The organism is Winogradskyella forsetii, assembly GCF_013394595.1.
GTDB lineage: Bacteria > Bacteroidota > Bacteroidia > Flavobacteriales > Flavobacteriaceae > Winogradskyella > Winogradskyella forsetii.
This window is the reverse complement of sequence record NZ_CP053348.1, coordinates 349,663-369,048: the sequence shown is the minus strand read 5'-3', so window position 1 is coordinate 369,048 and position 19,386 is coordinate 349,663. Positions and strand designations below refer to the sequence as shown.

Annotated in this window: 10 protein-coding genes; 7 read left to right on the top strand and 3 right to left on the bottom strand. The window is 34.6% G+C overall.

The features are described 5' to 3' along the window. Positions 1 to 2 precede the first annotated feature (2 nt). The 6 genes from HM987_RS01565 to HM987_RS01540 all read left to right on the top strand — a co-directional run bounded on the left by HM987_RS01565 (position 3) and on the right by HM987_RS01540 (position 11,108). Positions 3 to 1,133, top strand: coding sequence for a SusE domain-containing protein (locus HM987_RS01565; RefSeq protein ID WP_179004605.1), 1,131 nt, complete (start codon positions 3 to 5; stop codon positions 1,131 to 1,133). Positions 1,134 to 1,144: 11 nt separating this feature from the next. Then, positions 1,145 to 2,941, top strand: a complete 1,797-nt coding sequence (locus HM987_RS01560) for a SusE domain-containing protein (RefSeq protein ID WP_179004603.1) — start codon at positions 1,145 to 1,147, stop codon at positions 2,939 to 2,941. Between the two features lie 64 nt (positions 2,942 to 3,005). After that, positions 3,006 to 5,888: an alpha-amylase family glycosyl hydrolase gene (locus tag HM987_RS01555; RefSeq protein ID WP_179004601.1), complete on the top strand. Its 2,883-nt coding sequence runs from the start codon at positions 3,006 to 3,008 to the stop codon at positions 5,886 to 5,888. A 595-nt stretch (positions 5,889 to 6,483) separates the two neighbouring features. Further along, positions 6,484 to 7,626, top strand: a complete 1,143-nt coding sequence (locus tag HM987_RS01550; RefSeq protein WP_179004599.1) for an endo-1,4-beta-xylanase — start codon at positions 6,484 to 6,486, stop codon at positions 7,624 to 7,626. A 111-nt stretch (positions 7,627 to 7,737) separates the two neighbouring features. Then, positions 7,738 to 8,727 (top strand): SMP-30/gluconolactonase/LRE family protein, encoded by a 990-nt coding sequence (locus tag HM987_RS01545; protein WP_218645602.1) that lies wholly within the window; start codon positions 7,738 to 7,740, stop codon positions 8,725 to 8,727. Between the two features lie 56 nt (positions 8,728 to 8,783). Beyond that, positions 8,784 to 11,108 (top strand): CRTAC1 family protein, encoded by a 2,325-nt coding sequence (locus HM987_RS01540; protein WP_179004597.1) that lies wholly within the window; start codon positions 8,784 to 8,786, stop codon positions 11,106 to 11,108. 4 nt (positions 11,109 to 11,112) lie between these two features. On the opposite strand, the gene HM987_RS01535 is transcribed toward HM987_RS01540, so the two are convergent. Beyond that, positions 11,113 to 14,394 carry a VCBS repeat-containing protein gene (locus tag HM987_RS01535; RefSeq protein WP_179004595.1) on the bottom strand — a complete coding sequence of 1,094 codons (3,282 nt, stop codon included), beginning with the start codon at positions 14,392 to 14,394 and terminating at the stop codon, positions 11,113 to 11,115. Positions 14,395 to 14,516: 122 nt separating this feature from the next. Further along, complete coding sequence (locus HM987_RS01530; RefSeq protein ID WP_179004593.1) at positions 14,517 to 16,685, bottom strand: thioredoxin domain-containing protein; 2,169 nt, start codon at positions 16,683 to 16,685, stop codon at positions 14,517 to 14,519. A 212-nt stretch (positions 16,686 to 16,897) separates the two neighbouring features. Here HM987_RS01530 and HM987_RS01525 point away from each other — a divergent pair, with 212 nt between their 5' ends. Next, complete coding sequence (locus HM987_RS01525) at positions 16,898 to 17,932, top strand: LacI family DNA-binding transcriptional regulator (RefSeq protein ID WP_179004591.1); 1,035 nt, start codon at positions 16,898 to 16,900, stop codon at positions 17,930 to 17,932. Between the two features lie 18 nt (positions 17,933 to 17,950). Here the strand turns inward: HM987_RS01525 and HM987_RS01520 are convergent, their stop codons facing one another. Further along, entirely contained in the window at positions 17,951 to 19,381 is a 1,431-nt protein-coding gene (locus HM987_RS01520; RefSeq protein ID WP_179004589.1) for a DUF1593 domain-containing protein, read from the bottom strand. Positions 19,382 to 19,386: the final 5 nt, after the last annotated feature.

Genomic DNA, 19,386 nt, shown 5'->3' with positions numbered 1-19,386 from the left:
TTATGAAGTTTATAAAAAATATAAAATATGTTTTGCTGGCTTTAGGAGCACTTACCTTCACTATGTCGTGTGAGGATGATCCTGAATTTTATGCAACTGAATCAACGCCTATTCTTTTAGAAGAATTGCCAATTTCTCAAATTGTTGTTGATGGTGGCAATTTGAGCAATCCGGCTATTACCTTTAATTGGAACAATGCTAATTATAACCAAGCCGTAGTAGAAAATTACACGGTACAATTTTCAAGCAATCAAGAATTTACTGAATCTTCAGACGTAGCGAGTGCTGTAGGTGTAAGCTCTATATCAATGTCGATGGCTGCATTAAACACTGCGACAAGTGCAATAGGTTTACCTCCATTACAAGAAAACACAGTATATGCGCGTGTCATTGCATCTTTAGGTGTTCAGGATGAATTGGCAGTTACCTCCAACATTATTAATTTTTTGGTAACCCCTTCATTTAGTTATGACTTTAAAGACTATTATTTAGTTGGAAATGGTACTTCTGCAGATTGGAACAATAACAATGATAACCCACCATTATTTAGAGATGTAGGCAATGAAAATCTTTACACCTATACTGGCTACTTTACCAAAGGTGGTGGAGGTAATGAAGATGGAAGATTTAAAGTTTTAGAAGAAAGAGGACAATGGCAGCCACAATGGGGAACTGCAGCTGACGAAGGCAGTGACGACATTGTCGAATCTGGTGAGATTGCTGGAAATCCTGGTACTCAGGATAGTGATCCTGGACGTTTCGGAGTTCCAGATAATGGCTATTATACGTTTACTATCAATTTTTCATCTAACACCTATACAACGGTTCCTTATGATGCTTCTGGCGCTACTGATTATACAAGTATAACGCTTCAAGGAAGTGCCGCTGGAACAGATACCGATTTTACACAATCCACATTTGATAGCCATTTATGGTATATCAATAGTATAAATCTTGGTTCTGGTGATGTTCAATTTACAACTAATACAGGAGCAACTTGGGGAGGAAGTACATCCTTTTCTGGTGTAGCTACTGAAGGTGGAGGACCAATTCCAGTGATTGTTCAAGATGACTATGAGGTTTGGTTTAACGACTTAACTGGAGATTATATAATGATCCCACTTAACTTATAAAAAGAAACACTATGAAAATTAATAAAATCACTACGCTTATACTAAGTTTATTCCTGGTTTTCACGGCGTGCGATACTGACGACGGTCTCGTACTTACAGAGCCAGATGCTTCATTTAAACTTTTAGAACCTACGGCTTCTAACATCAATTTAAATTACAATTTGCCTAATAATCCGGCATTTACAATTGTGTGGGAAGATCAGTTATCTTCCGGAGATAGCTATATGATCGAATTATCATCAGATAGCGAATTTGATTCATCTACGGTAATTGGTTCTTCTACTACAGATAGTTTTACGATGTCAGTAGCTGAATTCAACAATATTGTCTTAGGTGCAGGAGGTGATGCCTTTGAACCTTTTGCAGTATATATAAGAGTAACTGCAGGAGCCAACTCTTCTAATAGTGTTAGCTTTAGCGTTTCTTCGTATTCAGAAGCTCCACCGGTAATTACAAGTCCTGATAATACATTCGAACTTGTGCTGCTCGAAACTACTCCAGAAGAAGAAGCCATTGCAATTTCTTGGGATGATCCAGACTTTGGAGCTAATAGCTCTGTAACTGTTAATTACGAAGTGCAATTTGCACAAGCAGGAACAGATTTTGCTAGTGCCATAACAGAAAGTACTGACGGCATGTCATTTTCTAGTTCTCATGAAGCTTTTAACGAGCTTGTTTTGAATGCTGGTCTAACTGCAGAAGAAGCAGGAAGTTTAGATATTAGAGTTAAAGCAACCATAGAAATGACTGCAGGAAATATGGAACGCTTCTCTGATGTTGTTACCATTACCGCTACGCCTTTCAGTGTAGAACTAGCTCCAATATTATACGTAGTTGGTGCTGGTGCTGTAGATGCAGGCTGGGATTGGACAACTCCTGTTGAGTTACCTTTACAAGGTAATACCTATTCGGGAAATATTAATTTAATTAACGATGCATTTCGATTCTTTACCGTAGCATCAGATTGGGATTCAGGTTTGAACTACCCTTACTACGAAGCCGTTGGATATACGATTGACACCGAATTAGTTAATGCTATGGATGGTGACAGCAACTTCCAATTTACTGGAACACCAGGACAATATTTTATACAAATTAATACAGCGGATAAAACGATTACATTAGGGCCTCCTGTTGTTGGTCCAAATTGTAATTTTGATCAACTATGGCTAGTTGGCGCTGGTATTGTTGATGCTGGATGGGCATGGGATACTCCAGTAGCATTACCTTGTACAGGTAATGGAACCTACTCAGGAAATGTTGCTTTAACAAATGATGCTTTCAGATTCTTCTCAGTTAATAATGATTGGGATACTGGGACTAATTATCCAACATACGAAGGAAATGGTTATACTATTGATAGCAACTTTAATAATGCTATGGATGGTGATAGTAATTTCTATTTCAATGGTACACCAGGAACTTATTTCTTGACTGTAGATGATATCAATAAAACAATAACTCTAGGTCCAGAAGAGCTAGAATGCGAATTTGAGCAATTATGGTTAGTTGGAGCTGGTGTTGTAGATGCAGGCTGGTCATGGGATACTCCTGTAGCTTTACCATGTACTGGAGCAGGAATTTATTCTGGGCAAGTCGCATTAACTAATGATGCCTTTAGATTCTTTTCAGTAAATAGTGATTGGGATTCAGGAACAAATTATCCAACTTATGAAGGCAATGGCTATACTATTGATTCAGATTTAATTAATGCCATGGATGGCGATAGTAATTTCTATTTTGATGGTACACCAGGAACTTATACACTTACAGTTGATACTGGAAACTTAACAATTACTGTTGAGTAAATTTTAATATACTAAAAAAAGCTATGCGTTACGCATGGCTTTTTTTTTAAAAAACAAAATAGCTATGAAAAAAATTTTATGCTTTTTAATAACTCTAATTTCCATAAATGCATTTGCCCAAGTTTCTTTGAGTGTTGGTGCTATTGAAGTAGATGAACCTGTTACAATTACAGTGGATACTAATAGTTCAGCCACTAATTGTAATGGATTTAATAATCCTACCAAAGTATACATGCATTCAGGAATCGGTGATAACTCTGATGCTTTCGGCTTTAATGTTATCGGTAATTGGGGACAGGATGATGGTGTCGGTGAAATGACTAATAATGGAGACGGTACATTTAGTATCACAATTACGCCACAAACCTATTACGGTATTACTCAAGCGCAAGCAGATGCCGCAACTCAAATAGGTATGGTGTTCAGAAATGCTGACGGCTCTCAAGAATTTAAAGACGATGGTTGTCTCGATTTTATTTTTCCTATTGGAAGCGTTATTATCAATTTAACACAACCTTCTAGTGATGTAGTTGTAGTAAATTCTGGTAGCAATCTTTCGGTAAGTGCCACAATTATTTTCCAAGGCTCTTCAACAGTTCAAGGAAGTTTTGAGATTTTTTACAACGATGTATCTATAGCAACTGGATCTTGTGGTTTTCCTGCATGTAACTCAACCATTTCAAATATTACAGAAAGCGGTACCGTTAAATTTGTAGGCACACCTCCCGGATCAACAGAAACAGGAGAAGTTAGTTTTGATGTTGTTGTAGCACCAACTGTTATTGAAGCAGTACTACCTGCAAACGTAGTTGATGGTATTAATTATCATGCAGATGCTACTAAAGCGACATTAGTTTTAACAGCTCCAGGAAAAGAATTTATACAAGTTGCAGGAAGTTGGAACAACTATACGCCATCAAATACAGATGTGATGAAACGTGATCCATCCACAGGTAAATATTGGTTGGAAATATCTGGATTAACTTCAGGTGCAATTGAAACATATCAATATTGGGTATTCGACACCAATCCTATTTCAAATTCTCCTTCATTGGTAAAAACTGCAGATCCTTTTTCAACCCTGGTTTTATCACCGTTTGATGACCCTTTTATTCCTGCAAGCTCTTATCCTAACCTACCAACGTATCCTGATGGTCAAGATCGTGAAGTTACTGTTTTACAAACCGGACAAACGCCTTATAATTGGCAGGTTGCCAATTTTAACGCACCGAAAAAAGAAGATTTAGTTGTTTATGAAGTTCTTGTAAGGGATTTTGATGCGGATCGCAATTATCAAAATTTAATTGATAGAATCGACTATTTTAAAAACCTAAATGTTAATGCCATTCATTTGATGCCAATTATGGAATTTGATGGTAATGAGACTTGGGGATACAATACGTCTTTTCATATGGCATTAGATAAATTTTATGGTACTCCAGATAAATTTAAAGAATTGGTTGATGTATGTCATCAAAATGGTATTGCTGTCATTTTGGATATAGCACTAAACCATGCCACTGGTAGAAATCCATTAGTAAGAATGTGGATGGACGATCCTGATGATGACGGTTGGGGAGGACCTTCTACAGAAAATCCATATTTTAATACCGAAGCTCAGCATGCATACAGTGTTTTCAACGATTTTAATCATCAAAGTACGTTGACCAAAGATTACACAAAACGCGTCATCTCTCAATGGATTGAAGCCTACAAAATCGACGGTTTCCGATGGGATTTAACCAAAGGATTCACACAAAATTGTGGACCAGGATCTGCTGGAGGTTGTACGGATACATATCAGGCAGATCGCGTGCAGGTTTTAAAAGAATATGCCGATCATTCATGGAATATAGATGAGAACCATTATGTTATTTTTGAGCATTTAGGAACAGATAATGAAGAGCGTGAATGGGCAAATTATCGTCTTGGAGATGCCAACCCTAAAGGTATTATGATGTGGGGTAAAATGACAGGTGAATATACTGATTTACTCCAGGGCTTTAGTAGTAGTATTAACCGGATGGGACATGAAAGTCGCGGTTATAATGCTCCTCGACTAATGGGATATCCAGAAAGTCATGATGAAGAACGCGTAATGTATGAGGCTGTTGAATTTGGTAACAACTCAAATGGGTCACACAATGTCAGAGATTTAAGTACCGCATTATCAAGAATGTCTGCACTAGGCGCCGTAAGTTTAACTATTCCAGGACCAAAAATGATATGGCACTTTGCTGATTTAGGCATGGATAATTCAATTTTTACATGTTCAGACGGTAGTTATAATAATGATGGCTGTAAGCTTTCGACTAAACCGCAACCGCAATGGGATAATAACTGGTTAAATGATGCTTTAAGAAGTCAGATTTACAGTGATTGGGCAAAACTAAACAAATTAAAAATTGAAGAACCTGTCTTTGAAGGCGATTATGCAATTACCTCAGGAGGTTTAACTCCTAGAATAGATGTCTTCGATAATTCTATACCAACTTCAGAATTGAAAAATGTGATCATTTTTGCCAATTTTGATGTGACTGCCCAAACGGTTAACACTAATTTTCCAGCTGGCGTAACTACAACTTGGTATGACCTCATGGATGCCACAGGGAACACTACACTAAGTAATTCTGCGAGTACTATTTCTATTCCAGCTGGTCAGTTCAGGATTTTTGGAAACAAAGCATCTACAGTTTTAAGTGTTGATGACGAAGCTTTATTTGGGTTTAACATCTATCCAAATCCTTCTTCCACATCCTTTAGTATAAATGTCAGTGTTTCAAATGTTGAAGTTTACGATTTAACAGGAAAACTGGTAAAATCGTTTAAAGGCTCATTTACAAGAACAGATACTTTTGATATTTCATCTTTAAATTCTGGCATGTATATGGTCAAAGTCCAAAACGATACTAATCAAACTATGACAACAAAATTAGTCAAGCTCTAATTATTAAGTGTTATTTGAGCATAAAAGCGCTTCTCAATTGAGAAGCGCTTTTTTTTATGACCCGTCCTGAATAAAGACTAAAAAATTTAATCATTATCTACAAAAATGATCAGATCGAATGCAATAGTTTTTAAGTCAAAACCTGCTAGTAAGTTTGGAATTGTTTATGAAAATTAAATTACTTTAAAGAGAAATTTTTTAACCCATCATACTTGAACTAGTGCTATTCTATAGAACGATGGAGTTGAAAATTTACAAGAATTTAATCTATTGGGGAGTCAATGCGTCAAAGACAAAGAAATTTTCGTTTGGACCTCCCCTATCAACTGATGTGCTTCCTCTTAAACCTTCATCAGGAGAAAAATAATACAAAGGCATCCCAACAATGGATAACTGGGATTCCAAAAAAAGATCATTTCGAGACACAACTTCATAATCTTCAGCACTTTATAAAGATGTTAGGTTCGACTGAAATGACGGATTGAATCGAATGCACAGCTTGAGGCGCTGAATCCTAATACCCAGAATAAAATTTACCTAAAACCTTAGACCAAAAATAAATCATTATTTTTAAACCCTATAAAACAATAATTACATGAAGTTTAAAGCCATATCAATACTTCTTCTCATTCTTTTTTTAAACTGCAACGAACGTGAAGATCAAAAAATCAAAAGCACGCTTAAAGAAACTTTTAAAAATGATTTTTTAATTGGAAATGCCTTAAATGAAGATATCGCTTCTGGAAAAGATTCAATAGGTCAAAACATTATCCTTGAACAATTTAATGCCATTACGCCAGAAAATGTAATGAAGGCAGAGGAAATAAATCCTAAACCCGGTGTTTATAATTTTAAACCTGCCGATGACTTTGTGGATTTTGGACAAAAAAATAATCTGTTCATCATTGGTCATACTCTCGTTTGGCATAATCAAACTCCCGCATGGTTTTTTAAAGATGAAGATGGGCAACCTAAGACCAAAGATGCTCAAATTGAACAAATGCGCCAACATATTGCTACCGTAGCCGGAAGATATGCCGGTAAAGTAGATGCATGGGATGTCGTTAATGAAGTGATAGATAACGATGGCTCTTACCGTCCTACAACATGGGTTAACGGAGTAGGAAATGGAGATACTTTAGTAAAACACGCGTTTAAATTCGCCAATCAATATGCACCAAATACCGAGTTGTATTATAACGATTTTAATGCATGGAGACCAGAAAAACGAGATGGTATTATGCGCATGGTAAGAATGCTTAAAAAAGAAGGTATTAGAATTGACGGTATTGGAATTCAAGGGCATTGGGGTCTGAATTATCCTAAAACAGAATATATCGAAGCCGCTATAGATTCTTTCGCATCACTTAATATAAAAGTTATGATTACTGAACTTGATGTAGACGTTCTGCCTTTGACCAAAGAAGGACAAATTATAGGTACAGGATTATTACATCCGCAATATGATTTAGAAGAATTTAAAGAATTTTTAGATCCTTATCAAAACGGTTTACCAGAAAATATGCAAACAAAGTTAGCAGATAGATATGCAGAACTCTTTAGAATATTTATCGAAAAGCGAGATAAAATAGATCGTGTCACATTTTGGGGGTTACACGATGGCATGTCGTGGAAAAATGATTATCCTATAAACCATAGAACAAATTATCCGCTACTATATGACAGAGATAAGAATCCAAAATCAGCATTAAATGCAATATTAAACACCAAAAAATAATGTAAATTCAACTAAAAGTAACTCAAATTAAAATCAACTTAACCAGTTGCACTTATAATTTGAATATGCTCCTTTTAAAATTGGTTTCTTCATTAATTATAAGATTACTATATGCATAAAAAAATAGGATTACTTCTTATATTAATCGGTCTATTGACCTACTATGCCTTCACAAAACTGACATCAAAAAATATGGATCAAAATATGCCAAAAGTGATAAGCGATTTAAAAACCATTAAAACGGGATTTGAATTTACAGAAGGACCAGCCGTTGATAAAAATGGCAACGTGTTCTTCACAGATCAACCTAATGATGCTATTTTAAAATGGGATGCTAAAACCAATCAAGTCAGTACGTTTTTAAAAGGCACTGGCAGATCTAACGGAATGGCTTTTGATAAAGATGGTTTTCTTATTGCTTGCGCAGATATGCATGGTGAATTATGGAAAATAGCAACAGATGGTAGTCACGAAGTACTCGTTGATAATTACAAAGGAAAAAAGTTAAATGGCCCCAATGATGTTTGGATTCATCCTATATCTGGTGGCATATACATTACAGATCCTTTATTTACAAGGGATTATTGGACTGATGATGATCCTCGAAAACAAAGTTGGCCTCCAACACATTCAGAACAAGCAGATATTGGCAAAGGAGGTCATGTATATTATCTGGCACCAGAAAGCGATACGTTAACCCGAGTAACTAATTTACCAGGATGGGATTCTGATTGTTGGCCAAACGGCATCGTTGGCACACCTGACGGCAAAATATTGTATGTCAACAAATGGACAGAAGATAATTTGGGAGGCACTTGGGTTTTCGATATCAAGGCAGATGGCACATTGACTAACATGAAAAAAATTATAGACATGGGAGGCGATGGCATGTCTATGGATGAATTAGGCAATATTTACATCAGTAATGGTTTGGGCGTAATCGCTTTCAATTCTGAAGGTGAAAACGTTTTAAATATAAATTTAGATGGTGGCTCAACGAATAATGTATTTTGTAGCGATGATGAAAAAACCTTATTTATCACCAAACCTAAAGAGATTGTTTCTGTGAGGTTGAATGTTAAAGGTGTCGAAAAATTTTAAACCATCTCAAATCATTTGTTGAATACCGCTTAAAAAACGCATAACTTCGTAATTTAATGAAAACCATAATTTTACTTATGCGCTCTTCTTTAATGAGACATTCATCACATTTATTCATATTATCGTTACTATTTCTATTGCCGGGTTGCGAAAACTCTGAGAAAAAGAACCTTGAAAAAACCGAAGAAACAACTATTCCGAAGCGCGTTAAAGGCGAACCAGACCCGCAAACTATTGAAATGTCTAAACGCGTTAAGCAAGCCGTTAATCTAATTGATATTGTTAACGTACCTTATGTACTAAATAGTAAAAAAGTTGCTTTTTTTGAAAATCAACTAAAAAATTTAAGTGGTAACCAAAGAATTAATGTGCTATTTAATTATGCATTAGAACTTCTAAATGTAGGCAGAACGGAAGAGTCCATCGCAGCGACTAAAGAAGTTTTAAATGCAGCAACTTCAAGCGACAAAAAAGTAAGACCCGAAATAATTTTTGCCATAAAAAAGCAATTGGCGATTGCTTATATGCGAAAAGCTGAACAAGATAATTGTGTTATAAATCATAATAACGAATCGTGCATTATTCCGATAAGTCCTAAAGCGCAGTATACTTTACGTGAAGGTTCAGAGAAATCGATTGCTATTCTTAATGATTTATTGCAGCAAAACCCCAGCGATTTAGAATGTCAATATCTACTTAATATTGCCCACATGACTTTAGGGCAATATCCAAATCAAGTGCCCAAAAAATTCAGGTTACCAGAATCTCATTTTAAAAATTCTGCCAATTTTCCTCATTTTACAGATATCGCCATGGACTTAGGGATAGCTGATAAAAATATGGCAGGTGGCACTTGCGTAGATGATTTTAATGGCGATGGCTATCTAGATATTATCGCCTCTTCTTGGGGGTTTGATGACCAGATTAAATACTTCGAAAATGATAAGAAAGGAGGTTTTACAGATAAAAGTTTTGATGCAGGACTTAAAGGTGTCACAGGTGGATTAAATTTAAGACATGCCGATTACAATAATGATGGGCATTTAGATTTCATCATTTTACGCGGCGCATGGTTATCTATTAATGGCGGTATTCCAAATTCTTTAATGCAAAATAATGGCGATGGTACTTTTACCGATGTGACTATAGAGGCAGGAGTTTATTCATTGAATCCTACACAAACCGCAGTTTGGACCGATATTAACTTAGATGGTTGGGTCGATTTGTTTATCGCAAACGAATGGAATCAAATCAACCAAAGTTATTGCGAATTATACCTTAATCAAACAGACGGTACTTTTAAAAATATAGCCAGTGAATCAGGTATAAAGGCTAAAGGATTTTTTAAAGGCGTTGCGACTGGCGATATTAATAATGATTTGTATCCAGATTTATACCTCTCAAACTATATGGGATTGAACACGTTGTATATAAATACTTCCAAAGAAACTGTAAAACCTTCATTTAAAAAAATAACGGAAAAAGCAGGGGTTTCAAATCCTATAGCCAGTTTTCCAACCTGGATTTTTGATTACAACAATGATGGTTTTGAAGATATTTTTGTTTCTGGATATTCCTCTGCTGAATTATTACCTTCAGAGATGATGATTACAAACCTAAAAAGTAACACCAACGATTACAGACCGCTTTTATATAGAAATAATGGTGATGAAACCTTTACAGAAGTCTCATTACAAATGAATCTAACGGAACCTATTGCCACCATGGGCTGTAATTTTGGTGATTTGGACAACGATGGATTTTTAGACTTTTATTTAGCCACAGGTGACCCAAGTTATTTTTCAATTGTGCCAAATAGAATGTTTCATAATGTAAACGGTAAAAAATTCGAAGACGTTACGTATAGTGCGGGTTTTGGGCATATTCAAAAAGGGCATGCGATAGGTTTCGGTGATTTAGATTTGGATGGCGACCAAGATATCTATGCGGTTATGGGTGGCGCTTTAGAAGGTGATACTTTTGGTAATTTACTTTTTGAAAACCCAATGGGTAATAAAAATAATTGGATTACTATTGTTTTAGAAGGTACAGAAAGTAACCGTTTTGCCATCGGTGCTAAAATTATTATTACGATTGAAGAAAATGGTAAAACTCGAAAAATTTACCATTCGGTAGGTACAGACTCTAGTTTTGGTGGAAATAGTTTGATGTCTGAAATAGGTTTAGGAACTGCTGAAAACATTAAAACTCTTGAAATAAAATGGCCATTTCATACCGAAAAAATAGCTGTTTTTAATGGTCTAGAAAGCAACCAAATCATAAAAATTGTTGAAGGTAACGACCAAGTTCAGAAACTGAACTTACCAAAAATTTCATTTAAAAAAATGAATGCTATGGAACATCAAAACCATGCTCACTAATTTTTTAATTCATTTTGAAAACAGTTAAAGGCCTGTTATTATTTGCAATAATTAGATGTGGCATATTTTGAATGGTAACCAATTTCATCTGTTTTGCATTTAAGCCATTATAAAAACTTATATCCTTATAAGGTTTTAGTCCGCCTTTGGAATCACCCAATAAAATATACCCAACATTGGAATCATATTTTACGGTTTCAACCTCAGATTCATGTATAGCACCAGAGCCAATAACGTCTAAATGCCCATCTTTATTAACATCTGTAAACACAAAAGACATCGTTGGCCCCAATTGTGCCACAGTTGGCAGATGCTTTAACAGAAATCTTCCTTTTCCATTATTTTCTAAATAAATAGATTCGAATTCCGTGACTTTTTTGTGGTATGAATCGGCAATCGCATCTGTACCATAAATATCATTTAATGTAGAATTTGCAAATTCTTTATAGGTTTTAATCTTTTCACTAACAAATGGATTCTGACTAGTTGAACATTCCTTACCTCTAACTGGAACTAAATTGCCATTATAAAGCTTACTTAAAATCATATCATAATTGCCATCGCTATCAAAGTTATTACCATAAATGTGCAGTGGTTTTTCTTTCGATGGATGAAATTTATTATTGCCACCAACATTTCCTACAAAATAATCCATATCGCCATCGTTATCATAATCAATTTCTGAAATGGTATTCCACCAGCCTTCAGTATCATTTAATGTTGACAATTCCTGCTTTTCAAATTTGCCGTTAGCATTATTAAAAATAGTAATAGGCATCCACTCGCCTACCACGATTAAATCCTTATCATTATCACCATCATAATCCGATAAAATAATATCGTTTATTATACCTAATTCAAACAAGTCTGGTGCTACAGTTTTAGTCACATCTGTAAATCTTCCTTTTGAATTATTTAAAATATAAGATTTAGGTGATAACGGATATTTTCCTGGAATCACCCTACCACCAACGATAATATCTAAATCGCCATCATTATCATAATCTAAGGTTGTAATCGCTTTTGTGCTGGTTTGCATTAATGGTAAGTTGTTAGATTTTGTGAAGTTTCCATCCCCATCATTTAAATACAGTCGGTCTTGTAACAAGGCATCATTTTCTGAGAGTTCGTAACCACCACTGGCTATATACAAATCCAAATCGCCATCGGTATCGGCATCAAAAAAGTGTGCGCCATTATCTTCATAGGCTTTATCTGTTTCAAAAAGTGACTGTTCTTTTTTACTGAATTTTCCATCAGTATTTTGAATGTATATTTGAGATGGTTGGTTTAAAGCACCACCAAGAAACATATCTGTTAATCCATCTCCATTGATATCTGCCGTTGCAAATGCTGGCCCTTGTTGCGATTGCTTTTGTGGCAACAGCACTTGCTTAGAAAAATCATTGAAATTATTTTCCTCATGCACGTAATCAATTCCCAAAGCTTCTGGATTTAATCTTGTGAAATTCTCAGGTCGGACTTCAATCGTTTCTTTGTCAGATTTTGAATCCTCTTTATTAAACGTGAGTTTCTGGTTAGCTTGAATATTTTCCATTGAAGAAATTTTACCATCATTCCAAACCACTTCTATGCGATTAATTAATTCCTCATTACCAATTCCGAAATTCAGTATGGGTGACACCGAGGATTGATACCCTCTAGCTAAAAACAACTCTTGATATTGCTGTGTACTATCTGTGTAAACTTTCACTTTAGACCCAATAGCATTTACATTTTTGCTATCGCCTACTAATTCTATGTTTACATAATTGTTAGTCGCATTATTTTTGTAAATACTAGCTTCATCTTCTAAGTTATTTACCACCAAATCTAAATCACCATCATTATCCAAATCGCCATAAGCAACACCGTTTGAATTAACCTTTTGATCTAATCCCCAGGGTTGCATCATCTTTTCAAACGACAAGTCCTTATTGTTTTTAAAGACGTAATTTTGAAGCTTATCAGAAGGCATTTTTTCTAAAACATCTTCTATAGACATTGATTTAAGCGAATCTTCTTGGGCATCTAAAAATTTACCAAAATCCTGGTTTGCGATTTCACGTTTTATGCCATTAGTAACAAAAATATCCTTGAAACCATCACCATCATAATCAGCTATTAATGGCGCCCAACTCCAATCGGTTTTTGAGACTCCTGAAACCTGAGCTATATCACTAAAATAACCATTACCATTATTAAGATTTAAAACATTTGACATGTAAGGGTAATGGAATCCAGATTCTACAATCCACCAGAATCCATCAGTGTTCATGCTTGCCATATTCTGTTTACCTCTGCTATGGTCTTCAGCAGACATATCTAAAACCAATAAATCTGGTAAAAAATCGTTGTTGATATCTGCAAGATCCGACCCCATACTGCTGTATGAAATATGTTTTAGTTTTGTGTTGATTTGGTTAGAAAACGTCCCATTTTTATTATTGATATACAGCTTATCTGGCGTAATAAAATCGTTAGCCACAAAAACATCTAACCAGCCATCATCATTGTAATCTCCAATAGAAGCACTTAAGCTGAATTCTTTATTCAAAACGCCACTCTCTCTGGTGACGTCGGTAAATTTTTCACCATCATTTCGGTATAAATGGTCTGATGTTTGCGGATAAAATGCCTTATCATCCAATATGGATTTCAAATCGATTGAATTTAAAAAATCGACTCTGTGATTGATCAAGTAGAGGTCTAAGTCGCCGTCTTTATCGTAATCAAAAAAATAGGACTGAATAGAAAAACCATCATCATCAATACCCCATTTACTCGCTTCTTCTTTAAAAGTACCGTTTTGTTGATTGATATAAAGTTTATTTCTACGAAGTGGATTGCTATTCAATGAAGCCGACTTACAAACGTATAGGTCCATCCAACCATCGTTATTTACATCAATCATACTAACACCTGTAGTCCAGCCACTTGTATCGGCAACATTAGCGTTTTCAGTAATATCTTCAAATTTAAAATCTCCTCTATTGAGGTATAATTTATTGGATTTTTGGTTTGACGAAAAATAGATATCTTGAAGTCCATCATTATTAATATCTCCAATAGCTACGCCACCACCATTATACATGTAATAATAATTCAATACATGGAAATCTTTCGTTTCTTCTACACTATTTTTAAAACTGATGTTTGTTTTGTCATTAGTGACTAAAGTAAAGAGGGTTTTAGCTGTGGTCTCTTTTTTTTTAATACCTTCTTTTTGACAAGAATAGATTAAAATTGAAAGAAGTAAAAGAACTTTGATTTTGGATAAATTCATAATATTATGTTATAAACAACAATTATTTAAACCATTACAACCGGTTGTTCAAATTTAATAAAGATTTCTTAATTTATGAACACGTAAAAAACAGACTCTGAAGAATTTTGTTCTGAACACAATTACTCTATTCCAAAATATCCTAAATCTCTAAATTGAGTCAGCACATTATCAATAGTTTGAAATGGCATTTTACAGGTATTATCCTGGCAAAGGTAAATATAGGTTTCCCCCTCTACATACCTATTTGTCAATAATGGTAAATCACTTTTTTCACTTGAACCTAAAAGCATCATATTTGGCATATAGTACGAATTTAATTTGTTGACTAAGGGCTTTGCATTGTCACCTACAACAACAACTTCGAAATAAGGATATAAATCATTAAGGTATAAAACACCCCAATTTCCAAAATTTTGAGGACTCTGTAAAAATTTAGAGCCTACTAAAGATGCCATTGTACTAGATTTTTCTAATAGAGAAGTATCATAATTAATATGTCCAAGTTCCAATAGGTTTTTTGCCATTATTGCATTTGCCGATGGCATTACACCGTCATCTGTTCTAATAATTTTGCTGATTAACTCATTTGAAGTACTATATTTAAACAACCCTGATTTCTCTAAATTGTAGTTAACCAAAACCTTCTGACTTAACTCTTGGGCTATGTTTAAATAATAAGTGTCAAAAGTTACTTTATATAATGACAGGGCACTCTGAATCATAAACGCATAGTCTTCCAAAAAAACATCTGTCAACTTACTTTTCTCTTTAAAAGTATGTGCTAAAGTATGATCTTTATAGCACGTTTTTATTAAAAAACTGAAAGTGTTTTTAGCTTTTTCTAAATCTTCCTTATTCCCTAAAGCCAAATAAGCATCTACAAAACCTTGAACTAAAAGCGCATTCCATGACGTAATAATTTTATCATCTTTCTTTGGAGTCATTCTATTTTTTCTAGCCTCACTAAGTAGATGGTTCCAATTAGAAATCTTCATTTGTAATTTTGCTGTAGAAAGCGAATTATTTTTTGCGAATTCTTTAAGAGACCTGTTTCTTGTTGGAAGATATTTTTGTTCTGATTTGCGTCCATTGTTGTCAATTGTATAAAACTTTGAAAACAGCTCAAAATCTTCGTTTAAAAGATTCTTTAGCTCATCAATTTTCCAAAGGTAATACTTCCCTTCTTCACCTTCAATATCAGCATCTATAGCACTAATGTAACCCCCATGATCATCCTTCATCTCAGTACTCAAAAAATTAAGAGTTTTTTGAATTACATTTTTATAAGCCGGATTCTTAAAAACACGGTAAGCTTTAGAGTACAGGCTTAAAATTTGAGCATTGTCATAAAGCATTTTCTCAAAATGAGGAACTGTCCAATTGGCATCTGTACTGTATCTAAAAAAGCCTCCGCCTATTTGATCATGAATTCCTCCTAATTGAATTTTATCCAGTGTCTTCTTAATGTGTTTTTTAACTCTAGAATCATTTGTAATTACCATATAATCTATTAAAAAATTCAATTCGCTTGGCATTACAAACTTTTGATTTCCCAAATTTCCTCCCCATTCGTTATCCCAAATTTCAGACAGCTCTATTACACTAGCATCAAGTAAGCGTTTATTTACCGATTTAATAGTGCTACCTACTGAATTCTCATTGACATTTTGAATGCCTTTGGTAAGCATTAAGGCATATTCCTCCAAATTTTCTGGATTATTTTTATACTCAAAACTGAATTTTTTCAATACTGACTGCCAACTGTTTTTGTCATGATAAGTTCCCAAATAAACAGGTTTACCATCAGGTAAAGCAATGACGTTAAGAGGCCAGCCACCTGAGCCTGAAACCAATTCTAAAGCGGTTTGATAAACAATATCTATATCTGGTCGTTCTTCCCTATCTACCTTTATGCTAACAAAATTCTCATTCATCAACTGGGCAATTCTCTTATCCTCAAAAGATTCTTGCTCCATCACGTGACACCAATGACAGGAGGAGTAACCAATACTTAGCACTATTAGTTTGTTGTTAGTTTTAGCCTGTTCAAAAGCGCTATCACCCCAAGGTTTCCAGTTAACAGGGTTATGCGCATGCTCTAATAAGTAAGGGCTGGTTTCTTTGATTAATTCGTTGGTAAACTCAAAAGTATTTTCATTTGAAATTATTGCTTCATTAGAACCAATTGCATTTGCATCCTTTTCTTTACACGAAAAAAAAAGAGTAACTATAATCAAAGTAAGATATAATGTTGATAAGGAAATTACTTTACTTTCTACAAATTTCATTTTTTTTATGATTAAATGTTAATTGGTCAAATTACATGATAAATTGAATTCTAGTCGGTGTTCGTAAATTATTATTAAAACACACACAATTTTAATGATTATTTATTAAAAACTACATTTTATCCCTAAATTATTACATATTTAAGAAATTTCGCAAGACTAAATATGAATACTAAAAAACTGTATCTTTGATACATTCCAAAAATTTGTAAATGAAGAAAACGACTGAAGTTACTATTTACGACATTGCTAAAAAATTAAACTTAGCAACTTCGACCATCTCTAGAGGTTTAAAAGATCACCATACCATTAGTAAAAAAACAATCCAGAAGATAAAGAAAACTGCATCAGAAATGGGCTACCGCCCCAATAACTTAGCAGCTAGCTTACGTGGTAATAAAATGAAAACCATTGGTGTTTTATTACCTACTGTGACGCAACCATTCCTTTCTTCATTGATTAGTGGAATTGAAGTAGCAGCGCAAAAAGCAGGTTATACCGTATTGATTATGCAATCACATGACTCCTATGAAGAAGAAGTTAATTTGACACAGTCTTTATATGATAATAGAGTAAGCGGTGTCATTTGCTCTTTAGCTATGGAAACCAAAAACACAGATCATTTTAAAAGATTTATTGATAATAATACAGCTTTGGTTTTTGTAGATAGAGTTCCAAAAAGTTTTGATACATTTCATGTAGTCATAGATAATTATGACGCAGGCTATAAGGCCACAAAACATCTAATTTCTCAAGGTTGTAAACGTATAGCCCATATTACAGCAGGACAGGAATTTAGCATTTATTACGAACGAAAGCAAGGATACTTAGCTGCTCTAAAGGATCATAATCTTCCCATAGAAGATGAACTAATTGCTAGGGTAAACACCATTACTTATGAACAAGCTACAAAAGCTTGTGAAAAATTGTTGAAATTAAAAAATCCGCCAGATGGTATATTTGCACCAGGAGATATTTTAGGTGTAAGCACTATACAAACCGCAAAAAAATTAGGCTTCAAAATACCACAAGAATTAGCTGTAATAGGCTTCAATGATGACCCTATATCTAAAATAATTGATCCTAATTTATCGACCATTACGCATCCCGCATTCAAAATGGGGCAAACTTCGGCAGAAATTGTTCTTAAAAATCTGAAAAGCTCTAAAAAGAAAAATGAAATTGTTAAGCAAATTACCTATTTAAACACTGAAGTACTTGTTCGTGAGTCTTCAATGAAAAATTAGATGAGGCAAGACATTATTTTATTTAGGCAAAACGGTCAAAATGATTCTTTTATATCTGGTTATCGCTGGAGTTCCCTTATCTGTGAGTTTTAGAATAAAATGAAGTGTTTCTTTTTTTTCAACTTTAGGTGCTGTAATATAAACTGCGTGTGCATTTTCTGGTTGAAATTTTACCTCTCCTTCATACGAACCTGCTTCAGGATAATGAAACCATAAAAATGATAGGCTATCTCCATCAGGATCTGTCGATTTACTGGCATCCAATCCAAATCCTTCTCCAGATTTTACAGTGATGGATTCAGGATGACTTAATACTGGAATAGGCGGATGATTAGCTTGCGCATATGAACTTAGACACCAATCCATTCTGGAAGCAAAATCATTTTGAAATTCCGCTCTCCAACGTGCTAAGGTTATTTTATAACCATTAAATGTAAGTGTATCTTTTTTTACTGCTCTGCCATAATTACTGAAGATATATGGTGTATAATTATCATCAGCATTCGTCCAGATGTGTCTAGTCTCAGGCGCAATTTCAACAATAGAACTTCCTTTTGTCGTTTTAGAAAAATCAGGTTTATACAATTCGTATCGTCCTCCCCATCCACCATATTCTGGATGTTCAGAATTGTTTAATCCATTAGGAATTAAAGACAAAAAGGCTGGTGTATCGCCTTCTACGCCCCAAGCCGTATCAGGATAAGCAGCTCCGAGCGCACCATGATTTTGCTGCAGATTTTCGGCGATCCACTTGTTGCTAATCACTTCGTTATTTAATCCTTCAAAAAATGTATTAATACCAGTCCAAGTTGCTGTGGCGTAATGGTCGCCAGGACTTACGATATAAAATAAATCCGGGAAATTATTTCGAATCCAAATACCACTATCATCTTGGTCTGAAATGGTATAGACTCTTAATTTTGAAATCATTTTTTTAGCGACCGCTTCAGACTTTGTTGCCTTTATTTTATGAAGTGATTGCGCCAGCGTATTGGCACCACCCCAAACTGAAATCCACAGAGGACGGTCATCGTCTTCTTCCAACATTTTTATGATCCAGTCAGAGCCCTCGGAATCCTTTCCTTTCCCTACACCTAACATTCCATATTTTGGTAGACCACTTTTCACAAGAGACAACAATGTTTTTTCTGAAGGAAAACCAGTTTCATGTTTTTCAAGATTTGGTTGCACTTTGCCATATGCGTGAATAATTTTCTCAATAGATTCAGGTTCTACGCTATTTCTATGCCAACAAGATGTTGTGGCAACCAATCCTTTAATATCTATTTGATTTGCATATAATAATAAACGAACAAAAGATTGTGTATCGTCTGGGTCTGCCTCAATATCAGAGAGAATAATAACTCTGTTTTTTTGATTGGTCTGAGCTGACAAATCTTGACTGTAAAACAAACTGCATATCGCCATCAAAACAAAAAGTGGTTTCATAATAT

Bases quoted from the DNA above. Each gene is read 5' to 3' on its own strand.
- HM987_RS01565 (WP_179004605.1), top strand. From the start codon at position 3: ATGAAGTTTATAAAAAATATAAAATATGTTTTGCTGGCTTTAGGAGCA.
- HM987_RS01560 (WP_179004603.1), top strand. From the start codon at position 1,145: ATGAAAATTAATAAAATCACTACGCTTATACTAAGTTTATTCCTGGTT.
- HM987_RS01555 (WP_179004601.1), top strand. From the start codon at position 3,006: ATGAAAAAAATTTTATGCTTTTTAATAACTCTAATTTCCATAAATGCA.
- HM987_RS01550 (WP_179004599.1), top strand. From the start codon at position 6,484: ATGAAGTTTAAAGCCATATCAATACTTCTTCTCATTCTTTTTTTAAAC.
- HM987_RS01545 (WP_218645602.1), top strand. From the start codon at position 7,738: ATGCATAAAAAAATAGGATTACTTCTTATATTAATCGGTCTATTGACC.
- HM987_RS01540 (WP_179004597.1), top strand. From the start codon at position 8,784: ATGAAAACCATAATTTTACTTATGCGCTCTTCTTTAATGAGACATTCA.
- HM987_RS01535 (WP_179004595.1), bottom strand. From the start codon at position 14,394: ATGAATTTATCCAAAATCAAAGTTCTTTTACTTCTTTCAATTTTAATC.
- HM987_RS01530 (WP_179004593.1), bottom strand. From the start codon at position 16,685: ATGAAATTTGTAGAAAGTAAAGTAATTTCCTTATCAACATTATATCTT.
- HM987_RS01525 (WP_179004591.1), top strand. From the start codon at position 16,898: ATGAAGAAAACGACTGAAGTTACTATTTACGACATTGCTAAAAAATTA.
- HM987_RS01520 (WP_179004589.1), bottom strand. From the start codon at position 19,381: ATGAAACCACTTTTTGTTTTGATGGCGATATGCAGTTTGTTTTACAGT.